The sequence below is a fragment of the Vitiosangium sp. GDMCC 1.1324 genome (assembly GCF_003044305.1).
In the GTDB taxonomy this organism is placed as follows: Bacteria; Myxococcota; Myxococcia; order Myxococcales; family Myxococcaceae; genus Archangium.
In genome coordinates this window covers 1-10812 of sequence record NZ_PZOX01000055.1, presented here as the reverse complement: position 1 = coordinate 10812, position 10812 = coordinate 1, and the positions used below count along the sequence as shown (strand labels likewise).

Annotated in this window: 10 protein-coding genes and 2 pseudogenes; 8 read left to right on the top strand and 4 right to left on the bottom strand. The window is 65.7% G+C overall.

The annotated features are described in order from the left end of the window. Window positions 1-1271 precede the first annotated feature (1271 nt). From DAT35_RS57525 to DAT35_RS57510, 5 genes are all read left to right on the top strand, one after another. Window positions 1272-2057, top strand: a complete 786-nt coding sequence (locus DAT35_RS57525) for a hypothetical protein (RefSeq protein ID WP_158502486.1) — start codon at window positions 1272-1274, stop codon at window positions 2055-2057. A gap of 3 nt (window positions 2058-2060) precedes the next feature. Continuing rightward, window positions 2061-2693 carry an ankyrin repeat domain-containing protein gene (locus DAT35_RS57520; protein WP_108077943.1) on the top strand — a complete coding sequence of 211 codons (633 nt, stop codon included), beginning with the start codon at window positions 2061-2063 and terminating at the stop codon, window positions 2691-2693. Between the two features lie 10 nt (window positions 2694-2703). Continuing rightward, window positions 2704-2817, top strand: coding sequence for a DUF5953 family protein (locus DAT35_RS61730; protein ID WP_233262324.1), 114 nt, complete (start codon window positions 2704-2706; stop codon window positions 2815-2817). 29 nt (window positions 2818-2846) lie between these two features. Beyond that, complete coding sequence (locus DAT35_RS57515; RefSeq protein WP_108077942.1) at window positions 2847-3098, top strand: sensor histidine kinase KdpD; 252 nt, start codon at window positions 2847-2849, stop codon at window positions 3096-3098. A gap of 100 nt (window positions 3099-3198) precedes the next feature. After that, a complete protein-coding gene (locus DAT35_RS57510; RefSeq protein ID WP_108077941.1) occupies window positions 3199-3960 on the top strand; it encodes an SDR family oxidoreductase in 762 nt (253 codons plus the stop codon). A 65-nt stretch (window positions 3961-4025) separates the two neighbouring features. On the opposite strand, the gene DAT35_RS57505 is transcribed toward DAT35_RS57510, so the two are convergent. The 3 genes and pseudogenes from DAT35_RS57505 to DAT35_RS59735 all read right to left on the bottom strand — a co-directional run bounded on the left by DAT35_RS57505 (window position 4026) and on the right by DAT35_RS59735 (window position 6035). Continuing rightward, window positions 4026-5324, bottom strand: coding sequence for a hypothetical protein (locus DAT35_RS57505; protein WP_233262323.1), 1299 nt, complete (start codon window positions 5322-5324; stop codon window positions 4026-4028). A 3-nt stretch (window positions 5325-5327) separates the two neighbouring features. Then, window positions 5328-5477 (bottom strand): annotated as a pseudogene (locus DAT35_RS62650) (hypothetical protein); the annotation flags it as partial. A gap of 42 nt (window positions 5478-5519) precedes the next feature. Further along, a complete protein-coding gene (locus DAT35_RS59735; RefSeq protein ID WP_158502484.1) occupies window positions 5520-6035 on the bottom strand; it encodes a hypothetical protein in 516 nt (171 codons plus the stop codon). Between the two features lie 4 nt (window positions 6036-6039). Here DAT35_RS59735 and DAT35_RS59730 point away from each other — a divergent pair, with 4 nt between their 5' ends. Next, window positions 6040-6210: a hypothetical protein gene (locus DAT35_RS59730; protein WP_158502482.1), complete on the top strand. Its 171-nt coding sequence runs from the start codon at window positions 6040-6042 to the stop codon at window positions 6208-6210. Between the two features lie 348 nt (window positions 6211-6558). On the opposite strand, the pseudogene DAT35_RS57485 reads toward DAT35_RS59730, so the two are convergent. Next, window positions 6559-6930 (bottom strand): annotated as a pseudogene (locus DAT35_RS57485) (KUP/HAK/KT family potassium transporter); the annotation flags it as partial. A 1000-nt stretch (window positions 6931-7930) separates the two neighbouring features. Here DAT35_RS57485 and DAT35_RS57475 point away from each other — a divergent pair. Then, on the top strand, window positions 7931-8215 hold the full coding sequence (locus DAT35_RS57475) for a hypothetical protein (RefSeq protein WP_108077938.1): 285 nt from the start codon (window positions 7931-7933) through the stop codon (window positions 8213-8215). 754 nt (window positions 8216-8969) lie between these two features. Beyond that, window positions 8970-10565, top strand: coding sequence for a hypothetical protein (locus DAT35_RS60420; RefSeq protein WP_199243333.1), 1596 nt, complete (start codon window positions 8970-8972; stop codon window positions 10563-10565). Window positions 10566-10812 lie beyond the last annotated feature (247 nt).

The following is a 10812-nucleotide window of genomic DNA, read 5'->3' as shown; positions in this document are numbered from 1 at the left end:
TGTCCACACCTCAACCCATCCAACCCCGTCCCTGGTCAACATCGACCATGTCGCGCATTCGACTGGTGCTCCACCGTTGCAACTGCCCATGCTCGTCCGGACGCATCAACCCGGTGAACGGTTACGAAATGCGGTCACTCAAGAAAGCGCATTCTGAACTCATGGCTCATCTGCGCTCTAAATACATAGAGCTTGATTTGGAGACTTTGCGAAAAAATTCATGGGCCCGTTACCATAAATTTCACCAGGAGGTCAAAAGCCTCTTCCCATCAGCTTCGAACGAGGACTGAGTAATTAGTACGAGCTGATTACAGAATTGTGAGCGGTAAAGCATCATCTCTGCCCTCGCGTCCAGCTCATAACAACGTGGGCGCGGCGTGTGTGAGGGCACATACTCAACGCCCCATCTTCGGCCCGTCGGGAAGGTGATGTTCCCGAAGGTTAAAGACGCGCGTTATCGGTGTCCCCCACAGATTGAAGTCAGTGAGCTGCCATCGGCCCCTCGGGGAAGGTGATATTTCCGAGGGTCACGACCCGTGTCTCAGTTGCATCCCACAACTTGAACGTACAGGGGCACGAGAGCGGTCCCGGTCGCCCTCTCAGTGCCCACCACGACGTTACCCTCAGTCCCGGCGAGTATCGGGAAGGGCTGGAAGGCGGCTAGAGCCGATCTCGAAATCGGAGGAGGTACAGCCCCAAATGCGGCTGACCGTTCCCTCCACCCAACCCCGAGCCCTAGCAGCCGCGCCGCTGGAGCCTCCTAGCGCGGTCCAGGTGCGCGCCTCACCGTTTCACCGGCCGGGGCCACGGGGCCGTGCAACCTAGCGCCCTAGAGCCTGCACCGCCCCCGAGCATGGGCTGCCCGCTGCATTCGCGCTCGCCCTGGCCCGAGTTGCGGCTGCGGCCCCCTGGCCCGTTCCGTGCCCCCGGCGCACTCGTCCGTAGCTGTCGGGGCGCCCTGTCATACTCCGAGCGGCCCCGCCAGGACCCGCCAGGTCCTATCTAGAATGGAGGACCCTCTCATGCGTTTCCGAGCCTGCCTTGTACTTCTGCTCTTGGCCTCAGCCTGCGCTAGCGCGCCCGCCCCTCAGTCGATGCCACGGCCCCATGCCTTCGCGTCGACTCCCACCTCGGGCCCGCGCATCCGGCTCGTTTCCGCGCCGATGGAGCCGACACCAGAACGGTCGTGGATTGGAAAGCCGGACCTGGACAAGGCCAGGGCACTGCTATCTCGGGCACGCCAAGACATCGAGCCGCGTCAATGGGAACAGTTGAACCGCAAGCTCACCGCAGCGGAACGGGCCTTCGAGCGCTTCTCGCGCGCCGCGAAAGCGAGCGGGCAAGCCGCCGAGGTGGTGAGGGGGGCGGAGGGCGTCGCGCAGGCGGGACGCGCCAGGACGCTGGCCGAATTCCTCCCCCGGGTGGGCCCGTTGCTCGTGGGCCTCGTCCTGCTCTACCCCTCCAGCACCGCCGGGCCGGAGATCGACCGCCGCCCGGAGTGGGTCGACGCTCAAGGGGAGTACGAGGCCCGTCTGCGGGAGGTGGCGGAGGAGTCGCGGCGGCTCATGGAGGAATTTGAGCGTCAGGAAGCAGAGGAGGTCGTGCCGGACTTTGATTCGGATCCGGTTGCGGCGGTCAAGGTTCCCACCTCTTGGCGGACTGAGACCAATCCGGCGACGGGCAAGCCCTACACCAGTGTGGAGGAGTATGACCGGATTCCGCGTTACCCGAACCAGACCTGCAAGAACAGCCTGCTCGACAAGCTTGAAGCGGAGAAGGATCAGCTCACCAACGAAATCCCTCGCTACAATCCGAAGGTGCCCAACACGAAGAACAAAAAGAAGCTGGACAAGGTGCCGTGCTCCAGGATCCGGCTGCGTCTTGACGCCGTGAAGAAAGTTTTGGAGAAGCGGTGGGAGATTCAGAAAAAATGCTTTGGAGGCAAGCCCGATCCGGGCCACAACACAGCGATGACCCAACTCGAAGATGGCCTTGCGGATATCAAGGCTCTTGAAGCGAAGAATTGCGCCCCGGGTCATCCAATGTCGGAATTGTGAGTCATGTCGAAAGAACTCTTCACAGCGATCGAGCAGCACGATACGTCCCGGGTCAAGGCGCTGCTGGCTGCGGGGGCCGATCCGAACGAGCCGCAGCCGGAGCCGCCGGGGTTGCGTCCGCTGCAAGTGGCCATTTACGAACTCTCCGATGGGGGCGAACTCGACGTGCTCCTGGCGCTCCTTGAGCACGGCGCGGACGTCAACGCGTGGGATGTCGAGCGGGACAGGACCCCCTTGTTGGTAGCGGCCTGCGAAGACGAATTGGCGGCAGTCGAAGCGCTCGTGAAGGCGGGGGCCGATCCCAACGTGTGCAGCCGCGACGGCATCACGCCGCTGCGGACGTCTGCGGAGGTTGGCAATCTGGACATGGCCTCGCTCCTTCTGGGCTCGGGGGCGACTCGGACGATCAACGACTGGGGAGGGCTGACCGGATACACCGCGCTCGGGCACGCGGCACGCCGGCTGGACCTTCCGATGATCAAGTTGCTTCTCGACGCGGGCGCCGATCCGAAGGCCCCGGACGAGGACGGTCGACCCGCCCACTACCGTCTGCCGCCGCGCGCTGAATCCGATTCCCAGACGTGGGACGCCGCGTTCGAGTTGCTCGGAGGAGCGAAGGACCGCATGCCGTTGTAGAACGGAGGTCGTGCGCCTCGGGCTCACGGGCACGCGGCTCGACCTGGACAACCCCGCGCACTTGGACCCGCTCAAACGGGCCTACGAGCGCTTCCCGGAGATTTGCGGGCGTGCAGCCCCTTGAGGCTCGGCACGGCTCGCGCTGGCCCGGGGATGGTGTCAAAGGACTCGTACAGGCATATTGCCTCCTACGAATCGTCTGACACCTCGGCCAGGCTTCCCGCGGGTCTGGAGCGCACCGTGTTCGAGCCGTATGTCCGTGCGGCGGGCACCCACCAGCCGGGCATCGGGCTGGGGCTGGCGACCGTCAAGCGCATCGCGGAGGCCCACCACGGCCGGGTGGGTGTTCAGTCCACGCCGGGGCAGGGAGCCACGTTCTGGGTGGAGCTCCCACTGGCGGCCTGAAGCACACAGGGGGTCCGTGCGTGACCCGGCCCGATAGTGCTTCGCCCTCGCGCGGTGCTGGCTAGACTGCGCGAACATCCCCTCATTCGAGGAACCCCACATGAGACATTCATTCTCCGGCCAGGTCGCCCTGGTCACGGGCGCCGCCGCGGGCATTGGCCGCGCCACGGCACTGGCCTTCGCCCGCGAGGGCATCAAGGTCGTGGTCTCCGACGTCGACGCGGCCGGCGGCGAGGGCACCGTCGAGCAGATCCGCGCGGCCGACGGCGATGCCCGCTTCATCCGGTGCGACGTCACCCGCGAGGCCGAGGTCCGTGCGCTGCTGGAGGGCACCCAGGCGGCCTACGGGCGCCTCGACTACGCCTTCAACAACGCCGGCATCGAAATCGAGAAGGGCAAGCTGGCCGATGGCACCGAGGCCGAGTTCGACGCCATCATGGGCGTGAACACCAAGGGCGTCTGGCTGTGCATGAAGTACGAGATTCCGCTGATCCTCGCCCAGGGTGGCGGAGCGATCGTCAACACCGCCTCCATCGCCGGCCTGGGCGCGGCGCCGAAGATGAGCATCTACGCCGCCTCCAAGCACGCGGTGATTGGCCTGACCAAATCGGCGGCGGTCGAGTACGCGAAGAAGAAGCTGCGGATCAACGCGGTCTGCCCGGCGGTGATCGACACCGACATGCTCCGCCGCGCTCAACAGGCCGATCCGCGCAAGGCCGAGAACGCCGTCGCCATGCACCCGGTCGGGCGGATCGGCAAGGTCGAGGAGATCGCCGCGGCGGTGCTCTACCTGTGCAGCGATGCCGCCGGCTTCACCACGGGCATCGCCCTGCCAGTGGACGGCGGCGCCACGGCGATCTGAGTCCCGTCCGCGCAACGAGAGGGTGGCCCACCTGCTCAGAAGTGGTGGGGGCATGAAGGCCGAGGTCAGTCGGTCGGCAGCAACGCCAGCAGCTCGATGATGCTGTTGAGGATCTGCCGGGCATTGAGATCGAAGTCGACCGTCTCCTCACGCCCCCCGTGCTCGCCGAGGCCGAAGATGTCCGTGCTCATTCCCGTGTCGCGCTCGATACCGATATAGCCCTCGACGACCAGTTTTCCTTCGAGGAAGACCTGCACCGGATAGGACCGGCTCCAGGGCGAAGGCTTCGTGAGCTCGTACTGCCTGAGGCGCCTGAGGAGGTCACCGTGAATACGGCCCGGATGATAAGCGAGCCGATTGCCAGGGCCAGACACGGCGAAGGGAGTGATCACCGCATCGGAACGAGCATCGCCTTCGGCCTGCTCGAGGTCGCCGTTCTCGTGCACCCGCAGCCACAGTCCCGCCCGGCTCTGCAATCGCAGCAGGAGCGGGCTCCCGTCACGAGAGCGCGCGGCGATGTGCGGCACTGCCACGAGCGATTCATGGATTGAATCGCCGAGGTCATGGACAATCAGGTCGCCATTCGAAATCCCCATCGCGAGCAAGCGGTCGTCCGGAGACAGGCTCAGACAGGAAATGTCTTCCTCTGGCACCTCGATGGGCAGGATGCCGAGCACTCGCCCACTGAGCACCGAACGAAACGTCACGCCCTCCTTGCCAACAGTCGCGAGCCAGCGCTCGTTCCGGGCCACCGTCAGCAGCGGCTCGTAACGCCAGCTATTGAGGATTTCCGTGCGCCAGAGTGTCTCGCCGGACTCAAGGTTCCGCTTGTAGAGGCGAGGCCGGACCGGCTCATCGTCGCGGTTGAGAACCGAGACGACGGCCACGACGCACCGCTCGGATGACAGCACAACGCCGTCCCCAAGGTCCTGGCTTCGGCTTCCGTGGGAGTGCAAGAGCTCCGCGCCCGTTCGCGTGTCGAACCCCACGAGGTCCCACTCGAAGAAGCACCACAGCTCCGTCCCACCTCGAGAAAGCGACAGGTGGCCTCGAGGCTCGAAGGTGTGAATGTCCTTCAGGAGCGGCCTCGGATTCTCGCCGGGGCTCCACGACCAGACAACGGTATCGCTGCCGAAGCCCGCCCAGTACACCCGAACCGGGTCCGGAGACACGACCAGCGCCCGGGTACGGGCGGCCTGACTCGCGCTCGCGATCGCCGCACCGGAGGCCAGCTCGTACACAAGCACGGTCCTGTCATCGAACGTCGCGACGAGCCGGTCCCCGGTCGGGAACAACCTCGCGAAGTCGACGCCCTTCGCGATCTTGATCCCCGACACGGTCGGCGTGGTCTCGATGTCCCACACGCGAACCGTGCGATCTCCCTCTGCAACCGAGACGAGTCGGGACGAATCCGCGAACCAGTCCGCGGTGATGACGCTCGTGGAATGTCCCGTGAGTTTCCTACTCGGCCTGTGAAGGCGCTTCCCCTGTGAAACCGATTCCCAGGATGTACTCATACATCCTGAGAATACACTCCGAGGGCGCGGAAAGCGCTTGGATCAGTTCTCGAAGCGGACGTTGTCCAGGTAGTAGGGACCCGAACCGACGGTCACGTTGAGGTTGAGCTGCAACGACACGTCGTTCGGCGCCGTGTTGAGGGCCGCCACGGTGCTCGCCTGGAGCGGGAACTGGAGCGTCGAGAAAGCGCCCCGGGGGAGGCTGTTGAGCACGACGTTCCCGACCCACTGGTTGTGGATGCCGGCGGACGGGATCGAGATCAACACCTCGGCGGTCCCCACCCAGGAGGGGTTGGGCTGAACGGGCGACACGAAGAGATCGACCTTGACCTTGTTGCCCACCGGGGTGAGCCCCGCGGTGCTGAAGTTCGAGCTGATGATCGCGTTGAACGCGGTCGGCGTCACGATCTGGAGCGACGAGATGCCCTCGGTCACCCGGCCGGTGTGGACCGACAACGTGGCCTGGGTCGAGGTCCACGCGCCCGGCTTCTCGAGTCCGAGGACCGGGTTGTGGAGGAGGAAGTCGGTCAGCACCTGCTGGCGGAATGGGATGAACACATTGATGAGCGCATTGGAGATCAGGAAGCGACTCCGGCTCCCCCAAGAGGGAGAGGAGGAGGAGAGCGTGGAGCCCCAGGCAGCGGCCAGCAAGGAGCCGATAAAGGAGAAGACGCCGAGAGGAGACAGGGCCGAGTTGCGCAGGAGGAGGTTCGACTTCGACGTGTTGGCCTGAGTGAGGAGTGGAGGCAGGCGGCGAGTGCTGGAGTACGTGAACGAGGCGGGAGGGGTGAGAGCGATACTGGAGCACCTGGGCCTGCCCAAGGCAGGTGCGAGGCTGGCCCCGGCGCACGGGCCCCGCCACGCCTCGTGGTGTTGAAGCTCAAGCCGCCAGCGCCAAGAGAGCCAGGCCCCTGCCGCGCACCTCATGGGAGGGCGGCCTGGGCCGGCGTGTACCCCAAGGGGCAACGTGGCTTCTCCACCCGCCTGGCTCACTGCTCGGGCGGGCCCCCGTCAGCGTCCCTCACCTCCCGCTCTGCTCCCGCCCGCTACGCCCAAGAGGGCTCCTGTTCTTCCTATGCTCCAAGCCCAGCATCCACAGCAGCGGCCGACCCTGGCGAGGCTCACGGCTCCCCTTGGGCCGGTGCATGACCAGCGCCATGAGCGCCAGGATGCCGCCCTCGCCGCGGTTGTCCGCCCGCATCACGAAGATCAGGTACTTCACCGAGATGATGATGAAGAGCGCCCAGAAGATGAGCGACAGCACACCCAGCACGTTCTCGTGGGAGGGGTCGATGCCGTGCTCCCCGGTGAAGCACTCGCGCAGCGCGTACAGCGGGCTGATGCCGATGTCTCCGTAGACGATGTCCAGCGCGCCCAGCGCCAGCATCGCCATACGTCGCGGGCCATCTGGCTCATGGCTCGCGGACTCAGGAGGCCCCGAGGTCGCGTTCATGGGGGGCCGCTTTAGCCCAGCCCCCGGCAGGCGCAATCGCACCGAACCCTCAGGTGGCTCCAGAGTTCACTCACAGTGAAAATCGCAGACCTGTGGCGCAGGCATGGCGCCAGCCTTTCGATTTGGGACACTTCGCCCACGGCCCGCCGATTCTCCGCGCCGCTTTACTGCAAGTATAGTTAGCTACACGTGTCTACCTGCAACCCAGAGAGGACCGGCATGATCCGTCGTCATTTCCTCGCGTTTGCTCTTGCGCTTACAGCCATCACCACCGGTTGTGGAGGTGTCGAGGCCGACCCAACCGCTCCGCCCAGCGCACCTGGGCAGGAGGCCCGCGCCCGAGACGAAAGTACTGATCCTCAGCGCGAGGCGCTGTACACCACTTGTGAGTCCTTCCAGGGACACAGGTGCAGCGAAGGGAGTTCGGGTTCCTGCTTCTTCAGCGATGGCGCCGTGGGTTATTGCGAGTGCATCGGGCCCCTCGGCAGTTGGTACTGCTATCGCGAGCCCCTCTGAGCGAGCCGTCAGAGTACACCGACGTGACGGTCGTCCTCGTCGGGGCCGTATGACCAGGGCTTCGAAGACCTCGACGGCCACCTCTGGAACCTGGTCTGGATGGCGCCGCAGGCTTGACCGGGCCGGCTTGGCGGGCTTACCCGCGCTCGTCCCAGTAACGCTTGAGCAGGCCCGGGCGTCTGGGCTTCGGCTGACGTGCCCTGGCGCCCTCCACCCCGGCCCCAAGGTGCTGGTGCGCCGTTGCGCGCATTGGCTTCCTACACGCGTGGAAACAGGTGGCCACCACCGGTCCGAGCCCACTCCCTGGCGTCCACGTCCCCGGGAATTTGGAGAAGGCGCTGGAGCGCCTGCAGGGCTTCCTGCATCATTTCCACCTCGTCGGCTCACTCCAGCAGTACGGTGAAACACGCACCACGATCGCTCTCCGCGAGTGAGTTACGAATGAGTATGGGCCCCCTATCGATGGGGAACAAAGGAATCAGACATGCAGAGCAAAGCAACTATCGGAGCGCTGGTGCTGGCGTCGGGACTGCTGACGGCTGGGTGCGGTGGGGTCGACACCAGCCAGGATGAGCAGTCCAGTCTCTCGACGCGGGAGGACGCACTGCCCTCCTGCGATGGCCAGTCCTACCACCGTGTCTACTACAGTGACTCGACATACACGACCGAGATTGGCGGATGGTATTGCTTCTGCGGTGACAATTCCGCGCACATCTATGGAAGGTTGGTAGGCCCGTACATCCAGGACCTCAACATCCAGGACTGTTGAGTCAGGCCCCCCCAGGTAGGTTGTCAGACTCGACTTTCGCCATTTTGAGGAGAGCGGGCGAGTAGGCGAGGAGGAGCTGAAACGCAGGAGGAGGGCGGCCAACGGGAATGGTTGAGAAGTCGACCAAGACTTTTCCCGTCCAGCAACCCAATGACCGCCCCCTCTTTGAACACGCTGCTGTCGATACTTCTGCTCGTCAGCCCCGCCTTCACACGACCCTCGTTTCGCCGCTTCCTCACCCTGTTTGCAGGCCGAGACGGTGTCAAAGAATTCGAGCGTGAGGGTGCCGAAGAGGGTGTCCCCGAGCCGGGCCCAGCAACTGCGGCAGGCACGTGAGGCCCGGCCACTCGGCGCTCCTCTCCACCAAACCCTCTTTCACCCCATGGGTCAGCACATAGCGCAGCCGACCTACCAGCGCCTCGTCGTCCAGTACCGGCGGGACGCTGCGAATCCCGGCTAATGTTGAAGATGAAAGGCTTCTGCGCCGGCCCGGCGTGCGGCTCATGGGCTACCCGTCAGCGGCCCTCACCTCCCGCTCTGCTCCCGCCCGCTACGCCCAAGAGGGCTCCTGTTCCCCGGGGCTGCGACGTTTCCCGATTGTCGGCGACATGTCGCCGACAGCCGCTCCACCCCCTCCCAGACCCGTTCCCTCGGGGGCTCTCCTCTGGGGAGCCCCCCTGCGCATGTTGGCATGCCGTGTGCTCAAGGATTCCACGAGTTCGCTGAAGACTCCTCGAACCTTGGAAATCCCACCATGATGAGCACACCTCGTTGGAAGAAACTGATGTTGGCCGCCAGCCTCGCCGTCCTCCCCGCCTGCGGGATGGAGGGGGCGACGAGCCCCGAGTCCCAGGGATTCGACCCGAAGAGCCCCACGGAGCTGGGTCAGACGCGGGCCGGGCTCAACCTGGGCACCGAGACCACCTGGCTCCCGGCCCGGGGTGACTATGGCGGCGTTGCTGGCGGTATCGCGTGCCCGGCCAACTCCGTCGCCGTGGGCATCCAGGGCACGCTCTCTGCCTATCTCAACAGCATCGGGCTGGTGTGCCGGACGCTGAACGCCGATGGCACCCTGGGTGCCACGTCCTCCACCGCAGTGGCGGGCAGCCAATGGGGCTCCTTCTTCTCGCTCCAGTGCCCGGACGGCATGGCCATCGTGGGCTTCCCGGGCCACACCGGCTGGTACGTCGATTCGCTGGGCCTCTACTGCGCCGCCCCCAACGCCTGGATGAGCAGTGCCACCGTGCAGTCCACGGTCGCCGAGACGGGGAGCCCCTACAGCAACCCCTTCTCGGATGTCTGCCCCCAGCAGCAGGTCGTCACGCAGCTCGCCGTGCGCAACGGTAACGTGCTCGACCAGGAGCAGGCCCTCTGCACCCGGATGGTGGCCGGGCTCCCGGCGAGCTTCCTCACCAACGTGTCCGGGCCGTGGAGCGCCACGGCGGGCAGCACGTGGACCGAGCCGGCCGGCGGCGGCAAGCAGGGCACGGCGGGGGGCGATGGCTTCCTGCTCAGCACCCAGACCGGCAGCAACTTCACCTACGAGGGCGACGTGCGCGTGGTGAGCGGGGTGGCGGCAGCGCTGACGTTCCGCGCCAGCGCGGATGCCTCCCAGCACTACACGGTCAACGTGCACGCCGGGCTGGGCGTGAAGCTGTGGCGTCCGGGGCGGGATGTCGCCGTGTACCCCACGTCCATCGTGGCGGGCCAGACGTACCACCTCAAGGTGGTCGCCAACGGTTCTCGCTTCCTGGTGTACCTGGACAACGGGACGGCGCCCGTCATCGACACCACCGACACCGCCTACGCCAGCGGGCTGTTCGGGCTCAATGTCTACGCGGGCACCGGCCTCTTCCAGAACGTCAACGTGAGCCTCACCAACGTGGCCGGGCCGTGGAGCGCCACGGCGGGCAGCACGTGGACCGAGCCGGTCGGCGGCGGCAAGCAGGGCACGGCGGGGGGCGATGGCTTCCTGCTCAGCGCTCAGACCGGCAGCAACTTCACCTACGAGGGCGACGTGCGCGTGGTGAGCGGGGTGGCGGCGGCGTTGACGTTCCGCGCCAGCGCGGATGCCTCCCAGCACTACACGGTCAACGTGCACGCCGGGCTGGGTGTGAAGCTGTGGCGTCCGGGGCGGGATGTCGCCGTGTACCCCACGTCCATCGTGACGGGCCAGACGTACCACCTCAAGGTGGTCGCCAACGGTTCTCGCTTCCTGGTGTACCTGGACAACGGGACGGCGCCCGTCATCGACGCCACCGACACCGCCTACGCCAGCGGGCTGTTCGGGCTCAATGTCTACGCGAGCACCGGCCTCTTCCAGAACGTCAACGTGAGCCCCCTCCCGTAACCCGACCTTCCCCCGTGCGGTCACTCGCACCCGCGGCTCGCCTCGTGCGACCCGCGGGTGCTTTCGCTTTGCGGGTTCACCTCGGGCCAGCTGAGGAGTGGAGGCAGGAGGCGAGTGCTGGCGTACGTGATGGCCTATGCATAATGCCCCGCCTCCTCCGCACTTATTTGAGCAGGTCTGCGCCCGCTGGGTTCATTTCCCCGGCTCCTGGTGGCCCTCAGCCGCTTGAGCGTCGAGCGGTCGAGCT

Excerpts from the sequence above, each read along its gene's own strand:
- DAT35_RS57475 (WP_108077938.1), top strand. The coding sequence starts at position 7,931 with ATGCAGAGCAAAGCAACTATCGGAGCGCTGGTGCTGGCGTCGGGACTG.
- DAT35_RS60420 (WP_199243333.1), top strand. The coding sequence starts at position 8,970 with ATGATGAGCACACCTCGTTGGAAGAAACTGATGTTGGCCGCCAGCCTC.
- DAT35_RS57510 (WP_108077941.1), top strand. The coding sequence starts at position 3,199 with ATGAGACATTCATTCTCCGGCCAGGTCGCCCTGGTCACGGGCGCCGCC.
- DAT35_RS59730 (WP_158502482.1), top strand. The coding sequence starts at position 6,040 with ATGAGCGCATTGGAGATCAGGAAGCGACTCCGGCTCCCCCAAGAGGGA.
- DAT35_RS57520 (WP_108077943.1), top strand. The coding sequence starts at position 2,061 with ATGTCGAAAGAACTCTTCACAGCGATCGAGCAGCACGATACGTCCCGG.
- DAT35_RS57515 (WP_108077942.1), top strand. The coding sequence starts at position 2,847 with ATGGTGTCAAAGGACTCGTACAGGCATATTGCCTCCTACGAATCGTCT.